Below are 25,189 nucleotides of genomic sequence, written 5' to 3'. Positions count from 1 at the left end.
CAGAATCGGTGCCGAAGGCTGCCGTCGTTCATGGTCGTCGCGTCCGCACCGAGACCGGATCCACGGCCGCCGTGTCCGCAGGCTGGGTGGACGTAGCCGCTTGCGGCGCGGCCGGGCGTGGCGAGGTCAATATGGGGGCCGGCGCCAAGGTCTGCAAGCTCGGCAACCGCTCCAGTTGCAACGGGTGCAGGTACTTGCCGACATCCTTCGGCGTGTGGTGTTCCAACCACACCGCAGCCTGGCGAAAATGCGGCAGCAAGACCGACTCCTGCCACCAGGCATCACGGGTGAACGCGGTAAAACCGACCAGGAATACCGCCAGGGTCACGACCAGGATGCCGCGCGCCAGGCCGAACACGCCGCCCAGCACCCGGTCCGGCCCGGCCAGACCCACGCCATCGATCAGCTTCCTGGCCAGCACCCGCAGCAGCGCGCCAACCACCAGCACGAGGACGAAGCACAGCACATAGGCGCCAATGATGCGCAGCGCGGGCTGCCGCACCCAGCCCTCCAGATGCACGGCCAGCACGGGACCAAACACCCAGGCGACCCAAAACGCCGCCACCCAGATCATCAGGGCCAATACCTCGGACACCAGCCCGCGCCATAGCCCCACCATGACCGACAAGCCCAGCACCGCGATGATGATGTAGTCAGTCTCGTTCACGCTCTTGCCCTGCTCCTAGGAGCTGCGTGTCATGGCACCTGGCGGATGACGCCATCGATGCCGAGCTTGGCCCTGATCTGCGCCTGCACGCGCTCGGCGTCGGCGCGCTGGGTCAACGGGCCGGCACGTACCTGCCACAAGCGCGCGCTGCCGGACTGCACGGGATTGACGTAACCGTCAAAACCGCCGGCGCGCAACTTGTCGCGCAAGGCATTGGCGTCGGCTTCATTGCTGAGTGCCGCAAGCTGCACCGCCCAGCCGCCGGCCTTGGGGGCGGATGCGGTAGCCGGTGCGGGCGCCTGGGCTGCCGAAGCCACGCGATCCAGCGTGGGACGGACGCCTTGCACCTTCTGGCCAATCTTCAGGCGCGCGGCCTCGGCCGCGGTACGCGTCTCGAACGGGCCGGCTGCCACCTGGGTCAGCTGCTTGCCACCCAGCGTGACCGCCTCCGTGCTGCTGCGGTAGCCCAATGCCTGCACCTGGCGGCGCAGGCTGGCCACGTTGCTGGCATTGGCATAGGCGCCCAAGTTGACCACGTAGGCACCATCGGCCACCGCCGCGGTCGGTGCCGCGGGTGCGGGAGCCGGTGCGGCTGGCTTGGACGGTGGTGCAGTGGGCGTGGGCGCCGTGGGAACCGGGGCAGGCGCGGTGCCCTCAGGCTTTGACGCAGCACCCTGCATTGGGATGATCGGTTGCGAGGGCGATGTGCCCGAACCCATGGTCACCGTGGTTGGCTCATGCGGCTTGCCCGCGCGCGGATCGGTTTCCACGTCCAGGGGTCGGTTCGAACCGATGTTCACCGTGGCCAGCCGATCGCCCGGCACGGCTGCCGCGCCCGGACGCACCGAGGATGCGGCGGCCGTGGACGGCACCTGCGGATTCAAGCTCATGGTGCGGGTCTGCAGCTCGCCGTCGGGCGAAGGCGGGATCGCCAGACTGATGCTCTGGTCGCCACCGGCTGGCGGCGTACGGGAAAAGAACATCGGCACGAACAGGACGGCCAGCGCGATCAGGACCGCGGCTCCGAGCAAGCGTGTGTTCAAGGATGTCTCCAAAGCGGCGAGCACGGCGCGTAAGCGACAATTATACCTGCCGACGCAAGCCGTCCACAGCGGCCGCCGAAGCGGTGTTCAGCACGGCACGCGCCACGTAGAAGGAACCAAACGCCAGGATGCAGTCGCCAGCCCGTGCCGCGGCGCGGGCTGCCGCCAGGGCCTGGGGAATGTCGGCATAGGCGTCACAGGCGGCGTCCGGCAGGCTCTCGCGCAACATCCTGACCAGGCCGGCGCTGTCCATGCCGCGCGAGGTTTCCTGCTCCAGGCCGCCCAGGTACCAGTGCGTGACCCGAGGACCCAGCGCCGCCATCACGCCGGCAATGTCCTTGTCCGCCATGGCGCCATACACCGCGTACACCCGCCCGGTCGCCTGCTCGTCCAACCAACGGGCCAGGACGCGGGCCGCCTGCGGATTGTGGCCGACGTCCACGACTACCGGCGGATCGCCAGGCAGGCGCTGCAGCCGGCCGGGCACGCGCACTGCGCGTATGCCGGCTGCCGCAGCCGCCGCAAGGGTCGCCGGCGCCAGTCCGGCACCTTCCCCGCCCAGCGCATGCAGCGCGGCGATCGCGGCTGCCGCGTTGTCCCATTGCACGGCGGCCGCGAGCGCGGGATCCGGCAGCTCCAGCACCGTGCCGTCACGATGTCGCCACGACCAGCCCGCAGCGTGGCGTTGTTCAAAAAAATCGACGCCGGCGCGCTGTACCCGCGCACCCACGCGCTGCAGGGCAGCGAGCAGGCCGGCCGGCGGATCCAGCTCGCCGACGATGGCTGGGCGGCCAGCCCGGGCCACGCCAGCCTTCTCGCGACCAATGCTGTCGCGGTCGGGGCCCAGCCATTCCATATGGTCGAGATCGATCGTGGTAATCACCGCGACATCGGCGTCGACGATGTTGACCGCGTCCAGCCGGCCGCCGAGGCCGACTTCCAGCACGGCGAAGTCGAGCGGCGGGTTGCTGGCACGCGCAAAGATGTCCAGCGCCGCCAGGGTGCCGAACTCGAAATAAGTCAGTGGAATGTCGCCGCGCGCCGTCTCGATGCGTTCGAACGAGGCGATCAGCACGGCGTCACTCGCTTCGCGCCCGCCCACACGCACGCGCTCGTTGTAGCGGAGCAGGTGCGGCGAAACGAAGCTGCCGACGCGCTTTCCCGCCGCCGCCAGGATCGCCTCGAGCAAAGCCACAGTGGAGCCCTTGCCATTGGTGCCGGCCACGGTGATGACCTGTCGTGCCGGCGCCGCCGCGCCCATGCGCTGCCACACCGCGCGCACGCGGTCGAGGCCCAGCTCGATACTGTGCACGTTGACGCGCTCTTGATACGCCAACCATTCGGCAAGGGTACGCGACATCGACGGATTTCCTGGAGCGAGGACGAGTGGCGCCTATTGTCGCCCGGTTGTCGCGGCCAGGGGTAACTGTGGGCTGGCCTTGGCGCCGCACTGCCGATCGCCGCAACGGCATCACCAGCGTCTGGGCTTCGTCTCCGGCCAATTCCTACACGTCTGCGGCCAACTTCGCCCGGACGCCGTGCGCGCGGCCTACAGCATGAACTCGCACCCGCGCCTACCATGCAATTGCCGCATGAAACCGATGCGGTGACTTGCCAACGATCCATCGCATATGGACATCCATACGTCTGTATCGTCCGTACCGACCGCAGGGTGCGGACGATCTGACGCGGAGTCCGCTGGAGATGGCCCGCCAGCATCCAGGGGCCACCCGCAACACCACCACGGCGACAAAGCCGTGGCCCTTCGTGTGCCGCCTTGGTCTCGGCGTGGCGCATGGCTTCACCAACCGATACGTGCCACTCCCGGCATTTCCTGTCCCAACCGAGTCATCGAGCAGCCGTGAATCAGGAGCCTTCCACCACGTGCCAGATTGTCTTGCTGCTGCTCGCGGCCGGGCTGCTGGCCGGCTGCAGCACGCGGCCGGCAAGAGACTTTGGCGGCAGTTGGCGGCCGGCCAATGTCTTCCCCGCACGACCAACGGCCATCCCGCTGCGCACTGCCTATACCTTTTACGCCGCGCCCATGGACGGCACTCTCAAGGCCATGTTGAGCCGCTGGGCCCACGATACGCAGCGCGAGCTGGCCTACCACCATGCCGTGGATCTCACGCTGTATGCCGGCGTTGCCGGCATCCACACCACCGATCTCGACACCGCGATCGCCGAACTCAACCGGCTCTACGCCGCGCAAGACGTCCTGATCACCGCGACCAGCCGCACCATTGCCGTCGACGGGGCCGCCGGCGAGTCGGCAATGGTCCAGCAGGTGATGGCAGCACCAACGCCAGCGCCGGCTCAACCAGGGCAGCCGCAACCCGCCTTGCGCCCGTGATCCGCCTACCCGCACCCCCATGCCCATGGCCAGAAAAACGCCAAGCAGCCGAAAGATCGACGCCGCCGTAGCCCGGTCGATCGACTTCGAGGTGTCCATCGCCGAGCTGCGCCGGCGCAGCGAACGCCGCGCCTGGCTGGTCGCCTGCAGCGCAGTCGGCCTCAGCCTGATCCTGGCTGGCGGCTATTTCCTGCTGTTGCCGCTGAAACAGCAGGTGCCCTATCTGATCATGGCCGATGCCTATACCGGTACCAGCACGCTCGCGCGCCTCACCGGCGATCCGTCACACCGCCGCCTCAGCGCGAGCGAAGCCATCAACCGCAGCAACGTGGCGCGCTACGTGATGGCGCGCGAATCCTATGACCTCGCCATGCTCAAGCTCGGCGACTGGGCCACGGTGCAGACCATGTCCGCCCCGGGAGTCAAGGCGGCCTATGCGCAGCAGTACGCCTCGGCCAATCCCGACAACCTGGTCAAGAGACTGGGCAAGGACACGGCGATCCGCGTCAGGCTGCTCAGCACCGTGCTGCTGGGCGGTGGTGCCGGCACCGTGCCGAAGGGCGCCACCGTGCGCTTCCAGCGCAGCCTCTACGACAAGCAGAGCGGACTCACCCGACCACTGGACAACAAGATTGCCACCCTGGAGTTTGCCTACAAGGCCAACCTGCAAATGGACGAGCAAAGCCGCATCGCCAATCCGTTGGGTTTCTGGGTCACCGACTACCGCGTCGACAACGACTACGCCTCGGCGCCGCCGCCCGAGATCACGGCGCCGGTCCGATCACTGCCACACGCGGACACCGCGGTGGCAGGCGACGTCGACAGGTCAGGCGCGGCCCAGCCGGACAGCAACGCCGCACCGGCGCAAACCGGGCCAGGCGAAGCAGCGGCGTTCACGCGTACACCGGCCGCCGCCGGGACACTCCCGGCAACCGGAAGCCGCCGCCCATGACAAGATCCAGCCGCAGCTTGGCACTCTGTGCGCTCAGTGCGCTTGGCGCAGCCATCGGCCCGTGTCCAACGCTGCAGGCGCAAGTCGTGCAGCAATACCAATACCAGCCCGACCAGGTCTATCCGATCCGCACCGCGCTCGGCATCACCACCCAGATCGAGCTGAGCCCGGACGAACAGGTCCTCGACTACAGCACGGGGCTCAGTTCCGGCTGGGACCTGCGCCGGCGCGACAACGTGTTCTACCTGCGGCCGCGGAACGTCGAGGTCGACACCAACATGAGCATACGCACGGCAACCCATGCCTACCTGTTTGAACTGCAGGTCGTCGCCACCGACTGGAAGACACTCGCCGAAGCCCGCCGCAACGGCGTGGAATACAGAGTCACGTTCCGTTACCCAACAGGCAGCCGTTTCGGCAAGGCAAATGCCAGCGACGCACAACCCACCGGCTTGAGCACGACCCTGCTGCCCACCCGGCAATACAACTTCGACTACGACTATGCCACCCGCAAGAAGGCGGCGCCCTGGTTGCTGCCGGTGCACGTCTACGACGATGGTCGCTTCACCTATATCGAGCTGGGCAATCTGCAGAAATTCCCCAGCGGCGATTTCCCGGCGGTGTTCATGCGCGAAACCGAAGGCGGCGAGGACTCGCTGGTCAACACCACGGTCGAGGGCAACACGATCGTGGTTCACGGCACCTACCCCTACCTGGTAATGCGCCACGGCGAGGACGTCGTCGGCCTGCGCAGGAACATTCCCGAATGAGCAACCCTGTACTCCAGCCCGCGGGCGACGGCAGTTTCGTCGACCTGGACTCCACGCCAGTCGCCGGGCAAGCGGATGCGCCGGTCGGCGGTCCGTATGCCGGTCCCTACGGACCGGCGCCGCCGGAGCTCGACGACGCGGTGCCGCGACTCAAGGCGCGCGAGCTGCGGCGCCTGAACCAACGCGCATTGGTACTGCTGGCCGCCGTCTGCCTGCTGCTGCTCCTGGTCGCCTACTGGCTGCTGAGCGGCGCAGGCCATCGCCCCGCACAGGCGCAGCCCCGCGAGGAAAGGGTCACCGTGGCCGAAGCTCCGGGCCAACTGGCGGTGCCACGCATCCCGCCGATCCTGCCGACCCGCGCCGCGCAAGCCATCCCGCTGGTGGCGATGCCAACACCGCTGCCACCGCTGCCAACCCGCCAGGACCAGAGCAGCCTGCCCGGCACCGTGGCCGCGCCGGCGCCCACCGCGGCGCAACGCCGTATCGCGGTGCGCAGCGACACCTCACCGGCGCTGCCGGCCACCGGCACGCCTGCCGCCAACCTCCCGAATCCGCCGCCGCTGCCAGCCGGCTTGCCGTCCCGCGCCACCAGTGCGCTTGACCTGGCACACCCCGAGATGCTGATGCAGCGCGGCACCTACATCCGCTGCGTGCTGGAGACCCGCATCATCTCCGACATACCGGGCTTTGCCTCGTGCCTGGTCACCGAGCGCGTGTACTCGCTCAATGGCCAACGCCTGTTGCTGCCAAAGGGCTCGAAGATCCTCGGCAGCTACGCCAGCAACCCCGTTGGCCAACGCGTGGCCGTGGTCTGGGACCGCATCATCACGCCGACTGGGGTCGACGTGAACATGGCCAGCCCCGGCATCGACAACCTCGGCGGGGCCGGCCTGCCCGGCGAGTACGACGCGCACTGGCGCACCCGCATCGGCTCGGCGCTGCTCATCAGCATGCTCAGCGATGCGTTCAAGTACGAAGCAGCCGAACACGGGCCGCGCAGCACCATGATCAGCAACGGCGTGGTGACCCAGCAGCCGTTCCAGAGCAATACCGCGCAGACCGTCCAGAACCTCGCCAACCAGGCCGTGCGGGAGGCGGCCAACCGCCCGCCCACCGTCACCATCAACCAGGGCACCGTGGTCTACGTCTACGTCGCCCGGGACGTGGATTTCAGCGCTGTCGTGGCCCGCCTTTGACGCTCTTCTATCCGGATGCCCCATGCCGCACCTGCTTGCGCCGCGATCCAACGAGTTTCTCGCCTACCAGTATGAGGTGCTCGGGGTGCGCGACTTCATGGTCTCGCTGGAGGTTTCGGAAATCTGCATCAACCGCCCTGGTGAGCTGTACCTGGAAAGCCGCGGCACTTGGCGCCGGGTCGAGGTGCCCGAGCTCACATTCGAGCGGGCGCGGCAGTTCTGCACCGCCGTGGTCAACGAGAGCAACACCGGACAGCGCATCACTGACGGCGAGCCGCTGGTATCCCTGACCTTCCCAACCGGGGAACGCGCCCAGTTCGTGATTCCGCCCGCCTGCGAGGCGCAGCACGTGTCCATCACGATCCGCCTGCCGTCCAGGCAGACCAAGTCGTTCGACCAATACCAGGAAGAGGGCTTCTTCGATGAAGTGCCGGGCATGGAGACGAAGCTGAGCGACGGAGACCAGTTCCTGTTGGCGCTGCGTGCCGAAGGCCGCTATGCGGAGTTCTTTCGTCAGGCAGTGCGGGACAGGAAGAACATCGTCGTTTCCGGCGCGACCGGCAGCGGCAAGACCACGTTCATGAAATCGCTGGTCCAGCACATTCCGCCCAGCGAACGGCTGGTGACGATCGAGGACGCCCGCGAGCTCTTCATCGCCCAGCCCAACGTCGTCCACCTGCTGTATTCCAAGGGCGGACAAAGCACGGCGCGGATCACCGCCAAGGCCTGCATGGAAGCGTGCCTGCGCATGCGCCCAGACCGCATCATCCTGGCCGAGCTGCGCGGCGACGAGGCGTTCTATTTCATCCGCAATTGCGCCTCAGGCCATCCCGGGTCGATCACCAGTTGCCACGCCGGCAGCACCGAGCAGACCTGGGACCAGTTGGCACTGATGGTGAAGGCGTCGGCTGAAGGTGCCGGGCTCGAATTCCCGACCATCAAGCGCCTGCTGATGATGACCATCGATATCGTCGTGCACATTCGCGCGCACGAGGGCCGGCGGCGCATCACCGGCATCGAGTTCGAACCTGGCCGCAGCCCGGGAGTGCAGCAACGGTGCGCATCGCGGCAGCGGGAAAGGAGGGGCGGCGCATGTTCACCGGACTGGAATTGATGGCCTGCCAGGGCCTGGCGGTTTCCGCCGAGGTGATGCAGCACATCGTGCAGGTGGAATCGCATGGCAACCCGTACGCGATCGGTGTGGTCGGTGCGCGCCTGCTGCACCAGCCACGCAACGTCGAGGAAGCCCTGGCCACCGTGCACATGCTCGATGCCGGCAGCCATGACTACTCCCTGGGCCTGGCGCAGGTGCATCGGGCCAACCTGCAAGCCTACGGGCTGGATTCCTACCGGCAGGCGTTCATGCCCTGCGCGAACGTGGCAGCTGGCGCGCGCATCCTCGCCGACTGCTATGCGCGCTTCGGGCGGCACTGGGGCAAGGCATTCAGCTGCTACTACTCAGGCAATCCAGTCACTGGCTACCGGGACGGCTACGTGCGGAAGATCTACGCCGCCATGCCGCCTGGTACCGGCGCCACCGACACCACGCCAGCGCCAGCGGGATACAAGCTGGTCCTCTCGTCATCCACCCCAAGCTCCCGCCGGCGGACGCCGAACGATCGCGCCTGGCGCCTGGCCATCCGCAGCACGCCCGTCGACCACGCCACCGGCTCGTCCGCCGCCGCCGAGGACCGGTCGCCAGGTCCGCGTAGCGAGATCCGCGGCACCACACACGCCAGCGGACAGGTCGGCCCAGTCGGGCCAAGCAGCAGCCACGCCGCAACGGAGGCATTCGTGCCGCAAGTCCGCGGCCCAGGTGATCCCGTACCGGTATCCGCCCACCGTGGTTTGCCTTCCCCCGCGCCCGCCGCGGCAGTCACCGGTCACCCCGCTTCGTCTCCGGAGCATCGCGATGCCGCCTTCGTCTTCTGAGGCACCTGGTGTCGGTCGCACGCGGCAGGCCCCGCCGCAGCGACGCCCACGCGCCCGCCCGCCGCCCCTGGGTTCGGTCCCGCACCCCCATCTGGCCGCGCCAGACCGCCCGCCTCCAAGGAAGCCCACGATGACTCCCCACCTGCCATTTATCGACATCCTCATCCGCAGCCCACGCGCGCGCTGGGCCGCATTCCTCTACCTGGCCGTGCTCATCACGCTGTTGCTGCCGGAGTTGGCACGGGGCCAGGACGCCACCGACACCATCAACACCGCCTGCACCTTTGCCAGCAACATCAACAAGATCCTCAACGCCATCTCCATCGTCGTAGTCACCATCGCGGTGATCTTTGCCGGCTACCAGATTGCCTATGCCCACAAGCGCATTGGCGACGTCGCGCCTGTGCTGATTGGCGCCGTCCTGATCGGAGCCGCGGGCCAGATTGCCAAGATGTTCCTGGCCAGCAGCACCTCGGCGGCCGGCACCGCCGCCTGCACGGCCAGCGTGCTCAACCAGTTGCTCGATTTTTATGCATAGCAGCGCACTCTTCCGTGGCTGCACGCGGCCGGCGATGTTCATGGGCGTGCCCTACGTGCCGTTTTTCCTGGCCACCGGTGGCTGCCTGCTGCTGGCGATGTACTTCAACCTGTTCTTCCTGCTGCTGATCCCGCCGGCCATGCTGCTGATGCGGCACATGGCACGCCGGGACGAGTTGATCTTTCGCCTGCTTGGCCTGCGCTGGCGCTTCCGGCTGCGCACCCGCAACGTACGTGGCAACGACGGCTTGTGGGTATACAGCCCCAGCGCCTACCGCGATCGGCCCGGAGCCGGCCCCTGACCCAACTGCGGCGCCGCGCCAGCCAGGCCGCGCCCCGGAACCCGCCCATGCCACGCACCAACTACCGTCCCGACACGCCGATCAGCGCGTTCATCCCGCTATCCACGCACGTGTCGCCCACCGTACTCAAGACCACGGGCGGCGATTTCATGTTGACCTGGCGGCTGGGCGGATTGCCGTTCGTGGGTCGCGAGGAATGGGACCTCGAACACCGCCACCGCACGTTCAACCGCATGCTGCAGACCCTGCGCGCCCCGGATTTCGTCAACGTCGCGTTCTGGGTGCATGACGTACGGCGGCGGCGCCGGCTCGTGGACCACAGTCGGTTCACCCAGGGCTTCAACCAGGAGCTCTCCGACGCCTATCACCGACAGTTGGGCGCGCAAAAGCTGATGCAGAACGAGCTGTACCTCACCCTCCTCTACCGCCCGGTGGCCGGCGGCAAACGCTTCATTGAAAAGCCGCACGACCTTGCCCGGCTGGAAGCCGAGCAACGCGATGCGGTGGCCACCGTATTGGAACTTGCCGGCAATGTTGAAGCCGTGCTCAAGGATTACGCGCCCAGCCGGCTCGGCATGTACCAGGCCGCGAACGGCGTGGTGTTCTCCGAGACGCTGGAGCTCTTCGGCTACCTGCTCAATCGCGTCGAGGAGCCCGTGCCGGTACTCGCCGCGCCGGTGTACGCCTACCTGCCGGTGAGCCGGCAGCGGTTTTCCGCCAGCACCGGCGATTACGTCATCACGTCTCCCGATGGCCGCAACCAGTTTGGCGCCATCCTCAACATCAAGGAATACGCCGACGGCACCTGGCCGGGCGTCCTCAACGGGCTCAAGTACCTGGATTTCGAATACGTCATCACGCACTCGTTCAGTCCCATGGGGCGGCACGACGCGCTCAAGGCATTGGAGCGCACCAAGGGCATGATGATCTCCTCCGGTGACAAGGCGTTCAGCCAGATCGCCGAACTCGACCAGGCCATGGATCACCTCGCCTCGGGCGAATTCGTCCTTGGCGAGTACCATTTCTCCATGGCCGTGCATGCGGCCAACCAGGACGCGCTCTCGCGGCACATCGCCAGTGCCCGGGCCGAGCTGTCCAACGCCGGCTTTGTCTCGGTCAAGGAGGATTTTGCCGTTACCGCGGCGTTCTATGCCCAGTTTCCCGGCAACTGGACCTGCCGCACGCGGCTGGCAAACCTGAGTTCGCTGAACTTCCTCGGCCTCTCGCCGCTGCACAATTTCGCCACCGGCAAGCAGCAGGGCAACCCCTGGGGTCAGTGCGTGACCACGCTGCAGACCACCAACGGCCAGGCTTATCACTTCAATTTCCACGCCACCCATGCGGCGGAAAACTCGCTGGGCGAGAAGGCGCTCGCCAATACCATGGTCATTGGCAAATCCGGTACCGGCAAGACGGCGCTGATCAATTTCCTGCTCAGCCAGGCGCAGAAGTTCGATCCGGTGCCCACCATCTTCATCTTCGACAAGGATCGGGGCGCCGAGATTTTCGTGCGCGCCTGCGGCGGCAATTACCTCGCCCTGGAGAATGGGCAGCCCACCGGCTTCAACCCGTTCCAATGCCGCGGCGACGAAGCCGACGCGCAATACCTCACCGAGCTGGTCAAGCTGCTCGCGGGCAAGGACCGCTACAGCGCGCGCGAGGAAGAGGACATCTTCCGTGCCGTGGGCAGCATCCTCGATACGCCCTCGCCGCTGCGCTCGATGACGAATTTCCAGAAGAGCCTGCCGAACATGGGTGACGATGGCCTGTTCATCCGCATGCGCAAGTGGACTGCGGGCAATGCCCTGGGCTGGGTGTTCGACAATCCGGTCGACAGCATCGACCTGGAAAAGGCGCCAATCATCGGTTTCGACTACACCGAGCTGATCGACAATCCCGAAGTACGGGTGCCGGTCATCCACTACCTGCTGCATCGGCTGGAGGCCTTGATCGACGGGCGCCGGTTGATCTACGTGATGGACGAGTTCTGGAAGATCCTCGACGGCGGTGGCGGGCTCAAGGAGTTTGCCAAGAACAAGCAGAAGACGATCCGCAAGCAGAACGGCCTGGGCATCTTCGCCACCCAGAGCCCTGAGGATGCGCTGGCCAGCGATATCGCCGCGGCACTCATCGAGCAGACCGCCACCATGATCCTGCTGCCAAACCCCAACGCCAGCCGGGCTCACTACGTCGATGGGTTGAAGCTGACGGATGCCGAATACCAAGTCGTCGCTGGCCTGGACGAGCGCTCGCGCTGCTTCCTGGTCAAGCAGGGCCACGCCAGCGCGCTGTGCCAGTTGAACCTGCGCGGCCTGGACGATGCCCTGGCCGTGATTGCCGCATCCACCGACGACGTCGCAATCCTGCACCAGGTGCTGGCTGCATGCGCCGACGCCAACGGCGTGGCGAGCGACGAGCTGCAGCCCGGGCAATGGCTGCCGCGCTTCTACGCCAGCCGCAAAGGCAGCGGCAAGGCGCCGCCCGCAACACCCGACCCAGCCAAAGCGCCGACGCTGCGCACAACGCACGTGTCCCGCCAATGATCCGGAGGAAGCCCATGCACCACGCCACGCCGTCAGCAACCGCCGACTTGCGGCCCATGCTGCGCTACCTGCTCGCGCTCGGGCTGGCCGCCGGCATGGCGGCCGTCGACACCGCCTACGCCCAGGTGATTGTCGCCGCCCCGACCACCGTCGCCGTCAACGAACAAGGCTTCGCCACCCAACTGGCCAAGACCGTCGAGCAGTACGCCAAACAAGTCCAGCAATACGCCACCCAGCTGCAGCAGTACCAGCAATTGCTCTCGAGCGTCGGCAACCTCGGCAATGGGCTGTCGCTCACGCCCAACCAGTTGCAGCCGGTGACGAACACCGCCGCGCTGATCCAGGGCAAGTGTTCGCACGCGGACAATCCGACTGTCCTGGTCAGCAGCCTCATGAACAACATGTCCTCGCTGCTCAGTCAGCCCATCAGCCAAACCCAACAGGCGCTGTGTGCGCAGATCGTCAGCGTGCAGATCGACAAGTACAACCGGACCGTCGAACTGCTCAACCGGCTGCGCGGCTACGCCAGCCAGTTCCAGCAGGTGGAAAGCACCGCCAGCGCCATCAGCACCCTGGCCGATACCGGGCGCGTGTCGACCCAGGTGCAGAAATACGCCAGCGCGCTCAACACCGACATCGGCGACTGGCAAGCGCAGATGCAGGCCGACGACGCGATCGTCGCCACGCTGCAAAACCAGCAGGCCATCCTCGGCCACATGGCGCTCCGGGGCAGCAACACGGTCCTCGGCAACATCGTCCAGGCCGTGACGTTCGCCACCGCGTTCAACTGACGGACGAGCAGCCCCCGACAGGCCGATCCGTCGCCATCGCAACCAGGAGCACACCGCCATGGGCTTCGTCTACTTCGTGCTGATCTACAACTGGCTGAGCGCCCGCATCGACACGTTCGGCATGAACCTGATGGCGACGTTCATGACCTGGGCCAGCGCCGTGGCGCTGGTGTTCGTGACGCTGTGGATCCTGATCCAGGGCTACCGCATGATCACCGGCCAATCGCGCGAATCGATGATGGCCCTGGTGCTGGGCATGACGCGGGTGGCCATCATCGTCAGCGTGGCCACCAGCATGAGCATCTTCGGTACCAGCCTTCTCAACTTGTTCAGCACTGAACTCAGTACCGGCATCAACCAGATATTCACCGGCGACAACAGCACCGCCGCGCAGACGATTGACGACAATCTCGCATGGTCGCAGCTTGCGCTGGCGGCGATCGACACCGTGCAGACGGCACCTGGCGACGCCGAAACCATCACCCAGAAAAGCCACGCGCTGCTGATGGCCGGGCTCGGCACGGCCAGTCCACCGATGGCGGCCGCGGCGATGCTGCTCATGTACAAGTTCGCCCTCGCCCTGTTCATCGGACTCGGGCCGCTGTTCATCCTGTGCCTGATCTTCGAGCAGACCAGGTCGCTGTTCCAGCGCTGGCTGCTGTATGGCGTCGGCATCGTTTTTTCCATGGCCGTGCTGGCCTTCGTCAGCTCACTGGTGTTGCAACTGTCGCTGCGTGTGGCTGCCGCACTCTGGGGTGCCAGCATCATCAACGCGATTACCGGCCTGGGCGCCGAAGGCTACTCCGCCCAGGCCATGCAGCAAGGCGGCGTCGGCTTGCTGCTGACCGTGTTGATCATCGCCGTGCCGCCCATGGCTGCCATGTTTTTCCAGGGCACACTCGGGCAGTTCATGTATTTCTCGGCCTTCGGCGGCAGTGTGGCAAACCGCCCGGGCCCGCAAGGGCAGCCGCCGGGCAGCTATGCCGACTACAGCCACGCCCAGCCCGCCGTCAGCGCGGCGCCCGGCGGCTACGGCACACGCGCCGGCCACGCAACGTCCGGCGAACTGGATCACGGCATGCGCGGCGCCATGGCTCCCGGCACCGTCCAGCCCGATGCCATCAAGTACCGCGCCTGAGAAGGTCCTGCCATGCATACCTGCCGCAAGCCATACGCCGTCCACAAACACGCCACGTGCATCCGCGTCGCGGGCCTCGCCATGGGCACCGGGATCTCCGCGCTCCTGGCCATTGCTCCGCTGCGCGCGCAAAGCACGGACCCCTGCACGGTGTACACGTGCATGGCCGGCCTCTCCGGCGTGGGTGCCGCCGGTGGCCCGGCCTGCGCGCCGGCCCTGGCCTTCTGGCACGGGGCGCTGGCCGTGTACAGCCCAATGTTCAATCCGCCAGCCAGTGCCGCGCGGCGCGCGAGCTATCTCAGAAGCTGCCCCGGGGCCAGCTACGCCAGCAACGCCGCGATCCTCCAGACGATCGTGGCCACCTGGGGTTGGGCGCCGTAGCCGATGCCGGTACTGGCCGGGTCTAGACGGCCAACAGGCGATCCACGCCGCAGACCTGGGCCAGCGTGCGCATGTCGTCCGGCGCATGCATCAGGTGCAGCTCGCGGCCGGCGATGGAAGCCTCGCCCAGCACCACCAGCAGGCAGGCAAGGCCCGCGCTGTCCACGTGGGCGAGGCCGGACAAATCCAGCGTGGTCGGCTGCGAGCCGGCTGACAAGGCCGCCTGCAGGGCCGGCAAGGCCTGCACGGCGGTAGCAAAACCCAGGACGCCACGCAACGCCAGCATGCCGGACGCTTGCGGTTCGGCGAAGAACCCCGGCATCGGCTGCGGCGTGCTCACTGGCCCTTGACGCCTTCGGCGTCCATCGCCTTCAACGCGTTCTCGCCCTGGGTCTGCAGGTTCGTGATCAGCTGCGCGATGCCCACCTTGCGAATCTCGGCGTCGACCTGGTTGCGATAGTTGGTGATGTAGGAAATGCCCTCGATGATGACGTCGTAGGCTTTCCAGTCGCCACTGCGGCTCTTGCGGAACGCATAGTCCACCGACAGGGTCTTGCCGTCGTCCAGCACGACCTGGGTGCGCACGACGGTGCGCTTGTTGTTCAGGCTGCCGCTGAACGGCAGCACCTTGACGCTGCCCTTGGTGTAATTGAGCAGGCCCTCGGCGTAACGATGGGTGATCGAGTCGTAGAACGCCTTGGCGAACTGGTTGCGCTGCTCCGGCGACGCTTCCCGTGCGTGCATGCCGAGCACCAGGATCGAGGCGTAGTCGATGTCGAAATGCGGCAGGAAGATGTGATCGATCACCCCGATCAGCTTCTCCTTGTCGGCCTTCAGTTCCGCACGATGTCCGTCGATCGCCGTAGCCAGCTGGTCGGCAATCGATTGCACGATCTGCACTGGCGTCTGCGCCAGAGCCGCGGCGGCTGGCGCCGCCTCCTGCGCCTGGGCGATGGCTGGCATGCCTGCGCAGCCCGTGGCAGCCAGGGCCACAATCAACAACCATTTACCTGACATTGGACACTCCTTGCAAAACAGACCAAACCCGCCGGCCAGTCACTGTTGGGGAGTGCCGGACTTCCCATCTCCGCCAGCGGACTTTCCGCCAGGTGCGCCATTGACCAGGAACTTGCCGATCAGGTCTTCCAATTGCATCGCCGACTGGGTGAGGATCATCTCGTCACCCTGGACCAGCATGTCGGGCGAACCGCCCGGCTGGATCGCAACATACTGGGTGCCGATCAAACCGCTGGTGAACACCGCGGCGGACGAATCATCAGGAATGTGGTCATAGCGCTTGTCGATGGCCAACACGACCTGCGCGTCCAGTTTGAGCGGGTCTACCCGCACCGACTGCACCACGCCAATCGGCACCCCAGCCATCTTCACCGGCGCGCCAGGCGAGAGCGTCCCGACGTTGCTGAAGCTGGCGTGGACCGCATAGGTGCCACCCAGGTTGTCGGCCACGCCGCCGGCGCCAAAGAACTTGCCCAGCATCTCCTCCAACTGCTGCGCCGGCCTGGTGAAGGCAATGGTGCCGCCAGGCTCCAGCGCCTGCTTGGCGGTGCCGTATTCGATGCCGACGTACTGGTCGCCAAGCAAGCCACTGGTGAAGACGGCAGCCACCGAATCGCGCGGAATGTTCCGGTACTTGCGGTCGATCGCCAGCTTCACGTCGGCCACGTCGCTGCCGGAGACCAGTGAGATCGCCCGCACCTGGCCGATGCGCACCCCCGCGACCTTTACCGGCGCGCGCTCCTTGAGTTGCCCGATGTTGGCGAAACGCGCCTCCAGGGCATACGTGTCGCCTTGCTGCACGTTCGCGATCGAGCTGGTCTGCGTGGCGAGATACGCCAAGGCAGCGAAACCGAGCACGATGAACAAGCCGGTGCCCAAGGCGTAGGAACTGCGGGGTTGACTCACGGCACGATCCTCGGAAATCCAGGTGAACAATCGAGGCGACCGCCGTTGGCGTGTCGCCGCACGGCGCCCCACTACATGAGGAACGCGGTGAGTACAAAATCCAGTGCCAGGATGGCGATGGACGACGCCACCACCGTACGCGTGGTTGCACGCGCCACGCCTTCGCTGGTGGCCGCGGTGGCAAAGCCCTGGTAGACGGCAATCAACGTGACCACCGCACCAAACGCCAGGCTCTTCAGCAGCACGCCATTGATGATGTCGGTACGCAGGTCCACCTGCGCAGTCATATTGGACCAGAACGTGCCGTTGTCGATGCCGAGCCAGGTGACGCCCACCAGGTGGCCGCCGAAAATGGCCAGGCCGCAGAACACACAGCACAGCAGCGGCATGGCGATCACCCCGGCCAGGAAGCGCGGCGTGGCGACGTAGGCAATGGGGTCAACGGCCATCATCTCCATCGCCGCGATCTGGTCGGTGGCGCGCATCAGGCCAATCTCGGCAGTGATCGAGGTGCCGGCACGCCCGGCAAACAGCAGCGCCGTCACCACCGGGCCAAGTTCGCGGTATACCGACAGCGCCACTACCATGCCGGCCGCCGAGGTGCCGCCAAAGATCGACAGCACGTGGTAGAGCTGCAGCATCAGCACCATGCCGACGAAGAGTCCGCAAACCATGATGATGGTCAGGCTCATTGCGCCCACGAACCAGAGCTGGCGGACGGTCTCGCGCAGATAGCGTCCACTCCGCGGAATGCCGGCGAGCAAGGTCAGCAGGAACAGGCCGCAGGCACCAATCTCGGTCAGTGTACCCGCCACCAGGCCGCCGGAACCGGAGCGCTGCCGGGTCATGGCGCTGCTCCGGCAAAACCGAGTTCGGCCGCGAAATCCCGCGCCGGATACTGGAACGGCACTGGACCGTCGACCTCACCGCCGAAAAACTGCCGCGTCCAGGGCGAGCCATCAGCTGCGATCGCCTGCGGGCTGCCTTGCGCCACCACCTTGCCGGTGGCCAGCAAGGCGACGTTGTCGGCAATGCGCTCCACCGCCGCCCACTCGTGAGCGACCAGCACGCTGGTGATGCCGAGCGTACGGTTGAGCGTCGAGATCAGGCGCAAGATCTGGTTCAAGGCGACCGGGTCCAGGCCGACGAATGGTTCGTCATACAGGATCAGCCCGGGATCGAAGACGATCGCCCGGGCCATTGCGACGCGCCGCGCCATGCCGCCGGAGAGTTCGCTCGGCATCAGCCGCGCGGCGCCGCGCAGGCCCACCGCTTGCAGCTTCATCAGCACGACGTTGCGGATCAGCACTTCCGGCAGGCGGGTGTGCTGGCGCAAGGGGAAGGCGACGTTCTCGAACACGTCGTAGTCGGTGAGCAGGGCCGAGTTCTGGAACAGGTAACCGATGCCTTCGCGCAGCTTGTACAACTCCTCGCGGGACAAGGCGCCGACTTCCTGGCCGTCCAGCAAAATCTTGCCCGCGTCGGCGTGCATGTGGCCAGTGATGTGCTTGAGCAGGGTGGTCTTGCCGGTGCCGCTGGCCCCCATGATTGCGGTGATGCGGCCGCGTGGGATGTCCAGGTCCAGCGCATCGAACACCGCCCGGCCACCGAGCACCGTGGTCAAACCGCGGATTCGCACCAGGGCGTCGTCGGACGCGGCAGGGACGAGGCTAGCGATCATGGTGACGCAACACTCGATGCATCCGCACACAGTAGCCCAAGCGGCCAACCTTGGCCACGCGCGCCCCGACGCCACGGGTCGGCTTCATCCACGATCCTCGAGCAACTCGGCAATCAAGGCGGCGTGGCGCTGCAATTGCGCGGTGCTGCGCAGGCGCACGGCGCGCACGATCGCCTGCAGGTCCGCCAGCGCGTCGGCAAACACGTCGTTGACCATGAGGTAGTCGAACTCGTGGGCATGGGCAATCTCGTCGCGCGAATTGCGCAACCGCCGCTCGATCGCCTCCGCGCTGTCCGAGGCCCGTCCGCGCAGGCGGCGCTCCAGTTCGGCGTGTGAGGGCGGCAGGATGAAGATGCCCACGCAATTGGCGATGCTGCGCCGAACCTGCGCCGCTCCCTGCCAGTCGATCTCCAGCAATACATCACGCCCGCCCGCCAGCAGCGTCTCCACCCGTTCGCGCGCGGTGCCATACCCATTGCCGTGCACCTCGGCATGCTCGAGGAAAATCCCGGCAGCAACGCCGCGCTCGAATTCGGCACGCTCGACAAAGAAATAGTGCTGGCCATCCACTTCGTGCGGCCGCGGCAGGCGCGTGGTATGGGAGATCGACAGGCTGATCCGGTCGTCGACTGCGAGCAGCGCGGACACCAGGCTCGACTTGCCCGCGCCCGAGGGCGCGGCCACCACGAACAGGGTGCCGGCTTCAGTACTCATGAAGCGTGCAGCACGTTTGCTCCCTCTCCCGCCGGCGACCGGAGGAAGTCCCCGCGGAGGAGAGGGTCGGGGCGAGGGTGCGGGACTTGCGGGACGTCCCTATTCAATGTTCTGCACCTGTTCGCGCATTTGTTCGATCAGCACCTTGAGTTCGATTGCAGCCTGGGTGCTGCGCGTGTCGACCGACTTCGACCCCAGGGTATTGGCTTCGCGATTGAACTCCTGCATCAGGAAATCCAGACGCCGCCCGACCGGTTCGCCCAGCGCCAGCACGCGTCGCGTTTCGCCGACGTGCGCATCCAGGCGATCGAGCTCTTCCTGCACGTCGGCGCGGGTCACCTGCAGCAGCAGTTCCTGCTCCAGCCGCGCCGGGTCCGCTTCCTGCCTGAGATCGGCGAGCCGAGCCTCCAGCCTGGTGCGCAGAGCGGCGCAAATCTGCGGTACGCAGGCCCGCACGTCGGCCACCAAGCGCTCGATGCCGTCGAGCTTTTCCACCAGCACGCCGGCCAGCTTGGCGCCTTCGCGCGCGCGGGCGGCATGCAACTCGGCGAGTGCTCGATCCAGCAGCTCCAACACCACCGCAGCCTGACCTTGGGCGTCGGCTGGGGCCGCCTGCAGCACGCCGGGGAAGCGCAACAGTTCGGCCAGGTCCACCCCGAGTCCGGGAAAGCGCCCGCTGAGGCGCGCCGCGAGTCCGGCCAGCGTGTCCAGCATGGACTCGTCAACGCGCAATTGCTCATCCCGCGCCCCAATCTGGCGCACGCTCACTTCCACCTTGCCGCGCGCCAGCACGCCGGCAACGGCCTTGCGGAGGTCGGGCTCGATGGCGCGCAGCTCATCGGGCAGGCGCACCCCGACTTCCAGATAGCGGTGGTTGACCGAGCGCAGCTCGCACACCAGCGTGCCTGTCGGCGTGTTGGCCTCGGCACTGGCGTAGGCGGTCATGCTGCAGATCACGATGGCTCGTTCCTGAAGGCGGAAAACCACGCAATGGTAAACTGTCCTATCCACCCTGCCCACTCGGCCCTGCATGAACGACTTTGCCCGCCCCAGCGGCCGCGCCAACGACGAGTTGCGCGCGATTCGCCTTGAACGCCACTACACGCGCCACGCCGAAGGCTCGGTGCTGGCCAGCTTCGGCGACACGCGGGTGCTGTGCACGGCAAGCATCGAAGACCGCTGTCCGGCTTGGCTGCGCGGCAAGGGCGAGGGCTGGGTTACGGCCGAGTACGGCATGCTGCCGCGCGCCACCAACACGCGCATGCCACGCGAAGCTGCACGCGGCGGACAAGGCGGCCGCACCATGGAAATCCAGCGCTTGATCGGGCGCAGCCTGCGCGCCTGCGTCAACCGCGAAGCTCTGGGCGAGCGCGTGATCACCCTGGATTGTGACGTGCTCCAGGCCGATGGCGGCACCCGCACGGCCGCGATCACCGGCGCCTACGTGGCCCTGGTCGACGCGGTCGCCACGCTGATGGCGCGCGAACACTTGAAGCGCAATCCGATCGTGGGCGCAATTGCCGCCGTGTCGGTCGGCATTTATCGCGGCCAGCCTGTCCTGGATCTGGACTATGCCGAGGATTCCAGCTGCGACACGGACATGAACGTGGTCATGAATGACGGCGGCGGTTTCGTGGAGATCCAGGGCACGGCGGAAGGCCATGCCTTGCGCCGCAGCGAGCTCGATGCCTTGCTGGCGCTGGCGCAAGAAGGCATTGTCGAGCTGGTCGCCGCCCAACGGGCCGCCCTGGCCCAAGGCCACTGAGGCGTCCATGCAGCGCATCGTGCTGGCCAGCAGCAACCCCGGCAAGCTGGCCGAGTTCCGGGCGATGTTGGCGTCTTCCGAGCTGGACATCGTGGCCCAATCCGAGCTCGGCATCGGCGACGCCGAGGAAACCGCCTGCACCTTCGTCGAGAATGCCCTGCTCAAGGCCCGCCATGCCGCCTGCCAAAGCGGGCTCGGCGCCTTGGCCGACGACTCCGGCCTGTGCGTTCCGGCGCTGCACGGCGCGCCCGGCGTGCACTCGGCACGCTACGCCGGCCGGCACGGCGACGATGCCGCCAACAACGCCAAGCTGCTACGCGAGTTGTCTGCGCGGGCCGATGCCGAACGCCGCGCCTACTTCATCTGCGTCCTGGTGCTGTTGCGAGCCGCGCACGATCCCACGCCGCTTATCGTCGAAAGTCGCTGGCACGGGCGCATCCTGCATCAGACCCGGGGCAGCCACGGCTTTGGCTATGACCCCTTGTTCCTGCCGGACGGCCAGCAGCAGAGTTCGGCCGAGCTCGACCCGGCGCTGAAGAACCGCCTCAGCCACCGCGGCCAGGCGCTTGCGCAGCTGCGCTTGCGGCTCGGCGCCTGAGAGCCCAGCCGATGGCCTTGACCGCCCCACCGCTGGCGCTCTACGTGCACATGCCATGGTGCGTAAAGAAATGTCCGTATTGCGATTTCAATTCGCATGGCCTGGGCCAGAGCCCGCCGCCGTACGCCGAATACATCGACGATCTGCTCGCCGACCTGGATGGCGACTGCGCGGACTTCGCCTCCGCCCTGGCCGGCCGCCCGATCTGCAGCATATTCTTCGGCGGCGGCACGCCCAGCCTGTTCGCGCCCGACTTGATTGACCGCCTGCTGGACGGCGTACGCTCTCGGCTGCCGGTCGCCGCCGAGGCGGAAATTACCCTGGAAACCAATCCTGGTACGGTCGAGCACGGACGTTTCGACGGCTATCTGGCCGCCGGCGTCAACCGCATTTCGTTTGGCGCGCAAAGCTTCGACGACGACAAGCTGCGCCGCCTGGGTCGCATCCACAGCGCCGCCGAAACCATCCGCGCAGTCAAGTCCGCCCAGGACGAGGGCTACACCAATATCAACCTGGACCTGATGTACGCGCTGCCCAAGCAGACCCTGGAGGGCGCGCTCGACGACGTGCGGCAGGCCATCGTCCTGGCGCCCCAGCACATCTCGCACTACCAGTTGACCCTGGAACCCAACACCGTGTTTGCGCGCCATCCGCCGCCGCTGCCGGATGACGATCAGGCCTGGGCCATGCAGGAGGCCTGCCAGGCCAGCCTGGCTGCCGCCGGCTACGGCCAATACGAGATTTCGGCGTATGCCCGGCCGGGATACCGCTGCGTGCATAACCAGAACTACTGGCGCTTTGGCGACTACCTCGGCATCGGCGCCGGTGCGCACGGCAAACTCAGTGACGCGGACAGCGGCGTGATCAGGCGGCGCCGGAAGGATCGCAACCCGCGCAGCTACATGGCTGCGGCCAACCATGCCGCGCGAGTCGCGGGCGACCAGGCCATTGCCACGGGCGAGTTGCCGTTCGAATACATGCTCAATGCCCTGCGCCTGGTCGATGGGGTGGCTGCCGGCGAGTTTGCCGAACGCACCGGGCTCGACCCGGCGTGCATCGCCCCCGCGCTGGCTGAGGCGCGACAACGCGGCTGGCTGGACGGCGACATCCGGCGACTGCACACGACCGCCCTGGGCCAGCGCTTCCTCAACGACGTGATCGTCAGCTTCATGGCTTGAGTCCCCGGCCGGGTCAGCCGAAATCGACACTTTGGCGCGTAAACCAGCCTACACTTGGCTCCCTGGAGGAGCGGACATGCCCATGCAGCCCGGACAGGATCATCCTGGCTCGACCCCCCACGTCGGCCACCATCTCGCCCCGGCCCAGCCTTGGCCCGTGCGCAGCCGGCAATTGCTGGAGGGCAGCTTCCGGCTGTGTGCGGAACGCTTGCGCAATCCGCTGCGAGCCAGCGTGAACCAGTTTGCGCAGCAACTCTTCGACCGGGCCGACCGCGCGCACAGCCCGTTCGAGCAGCAGCGCCTGATGAATTGCCGTGAGCAACTGGTGCAACAGTTGGGCCCGCTGGAAACGCGCTGCTTGGGGGAAATCAGGCAGCACTTCGAGCGGCTCGGCCTGCCGCCGGCGCCGCCCCCTGAAGCAGCCAGCGATACTTGGCATGAACTGGCCCTGGTCGACCCAGCCGAGCAAGAGCTGGCGACCACCCTGGACCAGATTGGCTCGCGTGGCGAGAGCGCGTACCTGGAAGCGCTCCACGATCTTGGCTATCGCCTGGCGGTGCTGGTCGCCGCGCCGCCGCTGGAGGGCGACAGCTTGCCGGTCAGCCCGCAGGTGCTGATCCGGGCCTTCCATGCCGCCACGCTGCCGCTGCAGTTGCCGCTGGAGGACCAGGTGCAATTGTTACGCAGCGCAGACCGTAACCTGGTGCATGCGCTGGCGCCAATCTATGCGGCCGCGAACACGGCGCTGGCCAGTGCCGGCATCCTGACGCAATTGCGCAGCGCGCCGTTCCTGCGCCCCGCCGCCGCCCGTCCACAGGCATCTGCCGCGACCGCGGACACGCAGGCGGCACCCGGCATCCACGAGCCGACGTCGCCGACGCCACCACCCGCCCCCGCGAGCGAACCCATCGACGTCCTGGAGTCGCTGCGCAACCTCCTGGCCCAGCGCCGCACCAACGGGCAGCGCGGCCCTGGCGGTGCCGGCTACGTGGCCACACGTGCCGCATCCACGGAGGAACTGCAGGGGGCGCTGGGCGCGCTACAGCAGCACCTGGCGCAGGTCACTGACCGGGCCAGCCGCGAGTTGCGCAGCGCGGCCCGCCTGCACGAGGAGCTTGTCGCCCAGCTCAATATCGGCAAAAGCGCTGACGCACCGCGCACCCAGCTGAGCAGCGAACAGGACGATACGGTCGAGCTCGTCGCCACGTTGTTCGAGCAGTTGGCCAACCAGTTGCACCGCGGCGGCAGCGCCAAATCCGTGCTGGGCGGCCTGCAATTGCCCGTGTTGCGCATGGCGGTTGCCGACCACGGCTTTTTCGAGCAACCCAGCCACCCGGCCCGGCAGTTGCTGGACACCGTGGCCACGGCGGCCGACGAGTGGCTGGACGGCACCGACGACGACGCCAACCGCCTGCTCGCCAGCAAGTTGGAACATCTGGTCGCCCGTGCCAGCAACGAGCCACCGAGCAGCAGCCTGTATGCCGTCCTGCTGGCCGATATCGAACAGCAGGTTGCCCTGCTCAAGCGCAAGGCAATGGCTGCCGAACGACGCCACGTCGAGGCGGCCGAGGGACGCGAGCGCCTGGACCAGGCGCGCCGGCGCGCCCAGGAACTGATGGCGACGCGTTTCGCCGACGCCCCCCCGCGTGGGCTGCTGCGCGCGCTGCTGGACCGGGCCTGGTCCGACGTGCTGGCCATCACCTTGCTGCGCCACGGCGAGGACAGCGACGCCTTTGCCGTGCAGATCTCCATCACCGACCAGCTGCTGGGCCGCGTGCCAATCACCAACCGGAAGCAGCTGCAGCGCGACGTCGAGGCCGGCTTGCAACAAATCGGCATGCACACCGAAGAGGCGCTGCAAGTGGCGCAGCGCCTGCTCGGGGCGCCGGAGGGCAAGGTAGCCACTGCGCGGCAACCCAGCACGCCAGATCTGGCACAACGGCTGCGGCAACGGCAACGCCTGGGCGAATCGGCCGGCGTCGACGCTGCCGTGGTGCCGCTGTTCGCGACCGCGGCCAACGAGGCGGCGATGCCGCATGAAGCCACGGTCGGCGAGCGCCTGCGCGGGCTGCCGTTCGGCACCTGGCTCGAGTTCGATGGCAAAGCAGGCGAAGCCCCGACCCAGCGCAAGCTGGCCTGGTATTCACCCATGTCCGGACGCTGCCTGCTTCTGAACCGACGCGGCCAGCGCGCAGGGGAAACGAGCTTGAACGAGCTCGCGCACGAAATCGCCTGTGGGCGGGTGCGCGAGGTGCCGGCCGAACGCGAAAGCCTGCTCGACCGCGCCTGGCGCGGCCTGGCCACGCTGCTACGCCAGGAACCGGGAGCCGCGCAAGGCACCGGACGGGCGGTGCGTCCATGAGCGGGACGGTCGGCAACAGCCCCGGCAATCGGCGCCATGCCGCGCGCAAGCCGGCCAGCCCCCCCACCACCGTGACCGATCTCATCAGCGGCCAGGCCATGGGCCAAGTTGGCAACCTCTCCAGTACCGGCATGCTGCTGATTGGCCACCAGCCCCCACGCAGCGAGGCGCTGTACCAGGTCTCGGTGACCCTGCCCGGCGCCGAACCGCGGCGTGGCCCAGTCGTCGCCATCACACTCGGCATCCAGGAGCAATGGCACGAGCCGGCAGCAAGCGGCCAGACCTGGTCCGGCTATCGCATCGTGGCCATCAGCGACGAAGACGTCGCGCAGTTGCGCCGCTGGCTCGCAGCAGGCTGATTGC

At 67.0% G+C, this 25,189-nt stretch carries 26 protein-coding genes and 1 pseudogene; 17 read left to right on the top strand and 10 right to left on the bottom strand.

What is annotated here, in order from left to right:
• Positions 1–28: 28 nt before the first annotated feature.
• The 3 genes from AC3WJB_RS08170 to folC are packed head-to-tail and all read right to left on the bottom strand — an operon-like array spanning position 29 to position 3,070.
• Positions 29–667, bottom strand: coding sequence for a CvpA family protein (locus AC3WJB_RS08170; protein WP_492680460.1), 639 nt, complete (start codon positions 665–667; stop codon positions 29–31).
• Positions 668–696: 29 nt separating this feature from the next.
• Positions 697–1,710: an SPOR domain-containing protein gene (locus tag AC3WJB_RS08165; RefSeq protein ID WP_492680458.1), complete on the bottom strand. Its 1,014-nt coding sequence runs from the start codon at positions 1,708–1,710 to the stop codon at positions 697–699.
• 40 nt (positions 1,711–1,750) lie between these two features.
• Positions 1,751–3,070, bottom strand: a complete 1,320-nt coding sequence (folC, locus tag AC3WJB_RS08160) for a bifunctional tetrahydrofolate synthase/dihydrofolate synthase (protein WP_492680456.1) — start codon at positions 3,068–3,070, stop codon at positions 1,751–1,753.
• A 501-nt stretch (positions 3,071–3,571) separates the two neighbouring features.
• Here folC and AC3WJB_RS08155 point away from each other — a divergent pair.
• The 12 genes and pseudogenes from AC3WJB_RS08155 to AC3WJB_RS08100 all read left to right on the top strand — a co-directional run bounded on the left by AC3WJB_RS08155 (position 3,572) and on the right by AC3WJB_RS08100 (position 14,605).
• A complete protein-coding gene (locus tag AC3WJB_RS08155) occupies positions 3,572–4,063 on the top strand; it encodes a hypothetical protein (protein WP_492680454.1) in 492 nt (163 codons plus the stop codon).
• A 25-nt stretch (positions 4,064–4,088) separates the two neighbouring features.
• A complete protein-coding gene (locus AC3WJB_RS08150) occupies positions 4,089–5,015 on the top strand; it encodes a VirB8 family type IV secretion system protein (protein ID WP_492680452.1) in 927 nt (308 codons plus the stop codon).
• The gene (locus tag AC3WJB_RS08145) at positions 5,012–5,785 is read left to right on the top strand and encodes a TrbG/VirB9 family P-type conjugative transfer protein (RefSeq protein WP_492680450.1); all 774 of its coding nucleotides are present in this window, start codon (positions 5,012–5,014) and stop codon (positions 5,783–5,785) included. The genes AC3WJB_RS08150 and AC3WJB_RS08145 overlap by 4 nt, the downstream gene beginning before the upstream one ends.
• Complete coding sequence (locus AC3WJB_RS08140; protein ID WP_492680448.1) at positions 5,782–6,981, top strand: TrbI/VirB10 family protein; 1,200 nt, start codon at positions 5,782–5,784, stop codon at positions 6,979–6,981. Before AC3WJB_RS08145 ends, AC3WJB_RS08140 begins: the two co-directional genes overlap by 4 nt.
• Before the next feature lie 22 nt (positions 6,982–7,003).
• A pseudogene (gene virB11, locus AC3WJB_RS08135) lies at positions 7,004–8,020 on the top strand (P-type DNA transfer ATPase VirB11); the annotation flags it as partial.
• Between the two features lie 53 nt (positions 8,021–8,073).
• Positions 8,074–8,913, top strand: coding sequence for a lytic transglycosylase domain-containing protein (locus AC3WJB_RS08130; protein ID WP_492680446.1), 840 nt, complete (start codon positions 8,074–8,076; stop codon positions 8,911–8,913).
• Between the two features lie 130 nt (positions 8,914–9,043).
• The gene (locus AC3WJB_RS08125) at positions 9,044–9,451 is read left to right on the top strand and encodes a TrbC/VirB2 family protein (protein WP_492680444.1); all 408 of its coding nucleotides are present in this window, start codon (positions 9,044–9,046) and stop codon (positions 9,449–9,451) included.
• Positions 9,444–9,752, top strand: coding sequence for a VirB3 family type IV secretion system protein (locus tag AC3WJB_RS08120; protein ID WP_492680442.1), 309 nt, complete (start codon positions 9,444–9,446; stop codon positions 9,750–9,752). Before AC3WJB_RS08125 ends, AC3WJB_RS08120 begins: the two co-directional genes overlap by 8 nt.
• A gap of 47 nt (positions 9,753–9,799) precedes the next feature.
• Positions 9,800–12,295, top strand: a complete 2,496-nt coding sequence (locus AC3WJB_RS08115) for a VirB4 family type IV secretion/conjugal transfer ATPase (protein ID WP_492680440.1) — start codon at positions 9,800–9,802, stop codon at positions 12,293–12,295.
• Between the two features lie 14 nt (positions 12,296–12,309).
• On the top strand, positions 12,310–13,086 hold the full coding sequence (locus tag AC3WJB_RS08110; protein ID WP_492680438.1) for a hypothetical protein: 777 nt from the start codon (positions 12,310–12,312) through the stop codon (positions 13,084–13,086).
• A 58-nt stretch (positions 13,087–13,144) separates the two neighbouring features.
• Positions 13,145–14,224 carry a TrbL/VirB6 family protein gene (locus AC3WJB_RS08105; protein ID WP_492680436.1) on the top strand — a complete coding sequence of 360 codons (1,080 nt, stop codon included), beginning with the start codon at positions 13,145–13,147 and terminating at the stop codon, positions 14,222–14,224.
• A 12-nt stretch (positions 14,225–14,236) separates the two neighbouring features.
• Positions 14,237–14,605, top strand: coding sequence for a hypothetical protein (locus AC3WJB_RS08100; RefSeq protein ID WP_492680434.1), 369 nt, complete (start codon positions 14,237–14,239; stop codon positions 14,603–14,605).
• 22 nt (positions 14,606–14,627) lie between these two features.
• Here AC3WJB_RS08100 and AC3WJB_RS08095 read toward each other — a convergent pair whose 3' ends face one another.
• From AC3WJB_RS08095 to AC3WJB_RS08065, 7 genes are all read right to left on the bottom strand, one after another.
• Positions 14,628–14,945 (bottom strand): STAS domain-containing protein, encoded by a 318-nt coding sequence (locus AC3WJB_RS08095; protein WP_492680432.1) that lies wholly within the window; start codon positions 14,943–14,945, stop codon positions 14,628–14,630.
• On the bottom strand, positions 14,942–15,622 hold the full coding sequence (locus AC3WJB_RS08090) for an MlaC/ttg2D family ABC transporter substrate-binding protein (protein ID WP_492680430.1): 681 nt from the start codon (positions 15,620–15,622) through the stop codon (positions 14,942–14,944). The genes AC3WJB_RS08095 and AC3WJB_RS08090 overlap by 4 nt, the downstream gene beginning before the upstream one ends.
• A gap of 39 nt (positions 15,623–15,661) precedes the next feature.
• Positions 15,662–16,528: an outer membrane lipid asymmetry maintenance protein MlaD gene (gene mlaD / locus AC3WJB_RS08085; protein WP_492680428.1), complete on the bottom strand. Its 867-nt coding sequence runs from the start codon at positions 16,526–16,528 to the stop codon at positions 15,662–15,664.
• A gap of 71 nt (positions 16,529–16,599) precedes the next feature.
• Positions 16,600–17,376, bottom strand: a complete 777-nt coding sequence (gene mlaE, locus AC3WJB_RS08080) for a lipid asymmetry maintenance ABC transporter permease subunit MlaE (protein ID WP_492680426.1) — start codon at positions 17,374–17,376, stop codon at positions 16,600–16,602.
• On the bottom strand, positions 17,373–18,209 hold the full coding sequence (locus AC3WJB_RS08075) for an ABC transporter ATP-binding protein (protein ID WP_492680424.1): 837 nt from the start codon (positions 18,207–18,209) through the stop codon (positions 17,373–17,375). Before AC3WJB_RS08075 ends, mlaE begins: the two co-directional genes overlap by 4 nt.
• A gap of 84 nt (positions 18,210–18,293) precedes the next feature.
• Complete coding sequence (gmk, locus tag AC3WJB_RS08070) at positions 18,294–18,923, bottom strand: guanylate kinase (RefSeq protein ID WP_492680422.1); 630 nt, start codon at positions 18,921–18,923, stop codon at positions 18,294–18,296.
• Between the two features lie 99 nt (positions 18,924–19,022).
• Positions 19,023–19,880 (bottom strand): YicC/YloC family endoribonuclease, encoded by an 858-nt coding sequence (locus tag AC3WJB_RS08065; protein ID WP_492680420.1) that lies wholly within the window; start codon positions 19,878–19,880, stop codon positions 19,023–19,025.
• 73 nt (positions 19,881–19,953) lie between these two features.
• Here AC3WJB_RS08065 and rph point away from each other — a divergent pair, with 73 nt between their 5' ends.
• From rph to AC3WJB_RS08040, 5 genes are all read left to right on the top strand, one after another.
• Positions 19,954–20,688: a ribonuclease PH gene (gene rph / locus AC3WJB_RS08060; protein WP_492680418.1), complete on the top strand. Its 735-nt coding sequence runs from the start codon at positions 19,954–19,956 to the stop codon at positions 20,686–20,688.
• Positions 20,689–20,695: 7 nt separating this feature from the next.
• The gene (gene rdgB / locus AC3WJB_RS08055) at positions 20,696–21,286 is read left to right on the top strand and encodes an RdgB/HAM1 family non-canonical purine NTP pyrophosphatase (protein WP_492680416.1); all 591 of its coding nucleotides are present in this window, start codon (positions 20,696–20,698) and stop codon (positions 21,284–21,286) included.
• 11 nt (positions 21,287–21,297) lie between these two features.
• Complete coding sequence (gene hemW, locus AC3WJB_RS08050) at positions 21,298–22,464, top strand: radical SAM family heme chaperone HemW (protein WP_492680414.1); 1,167 nt, start codon at positions 21,298–21,300, stop codon at positions 22,462–22,464.
• A 76-nt stretch (positions 22,465–22,540) separates the two neighbouring features.
• Positions 22,541–24,826: a DUF1631 family protein gene (locus AC3WJB_RS08045; RefSeq protein ID WP_492680412.1), complete on the top strand. Its 2,286-nt coding sequence runs from the start codon at positions 22,541–22,543 to the stop codon at positions 24,824–24,826.
• A complete protein-coding gene (locus tag AC3WJB_RS08040; protein ID WP_492680410.1) occupies positions 24,823–25,185 on the top strand; it encodes a PilZ domain-containing protein in 363 nt (120 codons plus the stop codon). Before AC3WJB_RS08045 ends, AC3WJB_RS08040 begins: the two co-directional genes overlap by 4 nt.
• Positions 25,186–25,189 lie beyond the last annotated feature (4 nt).

This window comes from Rhodanobacter sp. FW510-R10 (genome assembly GCF_058781105.1).
Note: the sequence above shows the minus strand (reverse complement) of the source record. Positions and strands in the feature narration are given on the sequence as shown.

Coding starts and splice junctions, on each gene's coding strand:
- folC (WP_492680456.1), bottom strand. CDS start 3,070: ATGTCGCGTACCCTTGCCGAATGGTTGGCGTATCAAGAGCGCGTCAAC.
- AC3WJB_RS08150 (WP_492680452.1), top strand. CDS start 4,089: ATGGCCAGAAAAACGCCAAGCAGCCGAAAGATCGACGCCGCCGTAGCC.
- AC3WJB_RS08145 (WP_492680450.1), top strand. CDS start 5,012: ATGACAAGATCCAGCCGCAGCTTGGCACTCTGTGCGCTCAGTGCGCTT.
- AC3WJB_RS08140 (WP_492680448.1), top strand. CDS start 5,782: ATGAGCAACCCTGTACTCCAGCCCGCGGGCGACGGCAGTTTCGTCGAC.
- AC3WJB_RS08130 (WP_492680446.1), top strand. CDS start 8,074: ATGTTCACCGGACTGGAATTGATGGCCTGCCAGGGCCTGGCGGTTTCC.
- AC3WJB_RS08125 (WP_492680444.1), top strand. CDS start 9,044: ATGACTCCCCACCTGCCATTTATCGACATCCTCATCCGCAGCCCACGC.
- AC3WJB_RS08120 (WP_492680442.1), top strand. CDS start 9,444: ATGCATAGCAGCGCACTCTTCCGTGGCTGCACGCGGCCGGCGATGTTC.
- AC3WJB_RS08115 (WP_492680440.1), top strand. CDS start 9,800: ATGCCACGCACCAACTACCGTCCCGACACGCCGATCAGCGCGTTCATC.
- AC3WJB_RS08110 (WP_492680438.1), top strand. CDS start 12,310: ATGCACCACGCCACGCCGTCAGCAACCGCCGACTTGCGGCCCATGCTG.
- AC3WJB_RS08105 (WP_492680436.1), top strand. CDS start 13,145: ATGGGCTTCGTCTACTTCGTGCTGATCTACAACTGGCTGAGCGCCCGC.
- AC3WJB_RS08100 (WP_492680434.1), top strand. CDS start 14,237: ATGCATACCTGCCGCAAGCCATACGCCGTCCACAAACACGCCACGTGC.
- AC3WJB_RS08090 (WP_492680430.1), bottom strand. CDS start 15,622: ATGTCAGGTAAATGGTTGTTGATTGTGGCCCTGGCTGCCACGGGCTGC.
- mlaE (WP_492680426.1), bottom strand. CDS start 17,376: ATGACCCGGCAGCGCTCCGGTTCCGGCGGCCTGGTGGCGGGTACACTG.
- AC3WJB_RS08075 (WP_492680424.1), bottom strand. CDS start 18,209: ATGATCGCTAGCCTCGTCCCTGCCGCGTCCGACGACGCCCTGGTGCGA.
- gmk (WP_492680422.1), bottom strand. CDS start 18,923: ATGAGTACTGAAGCCGGCACCCTGTTCGTGGTGGCCGCGCCCTCGGGC.
- rph (WP_492680418.1), top strand. CDS start 19,954: ATGAACGACTTTGCCCGCCCCAGCGGCCGCGCCAACGACGAGTTGCGC.
- rdgB (WP_492680416.1), top strand. CDS start 20,696: ATGCAGCGCATCGTGCTGGCCAGCAGCAACCCCGGCAAGCTGGCCGAG.
- hemW (WP_492680414.1), top strand. CDS start 21,298: ATGGCCTTGACCGCCCCACCGCTGGCGCTCTACGTGCACATGCCATGG.
- AC3WJB_RS08045 (WP_492680412.1), top strand. CDS start 22,541: ATGCCCATGCAGCCCGGACAGGATCATCCTGGCTCGACCCCCCACGTC.
- AC3WJB_RS08040 (WP_492680410.1), top strand. CDS start 24,823: ATGAGCGGGACGGTCGGCAACAGCCCCGGCAATCGGCGCCATGCCGCG.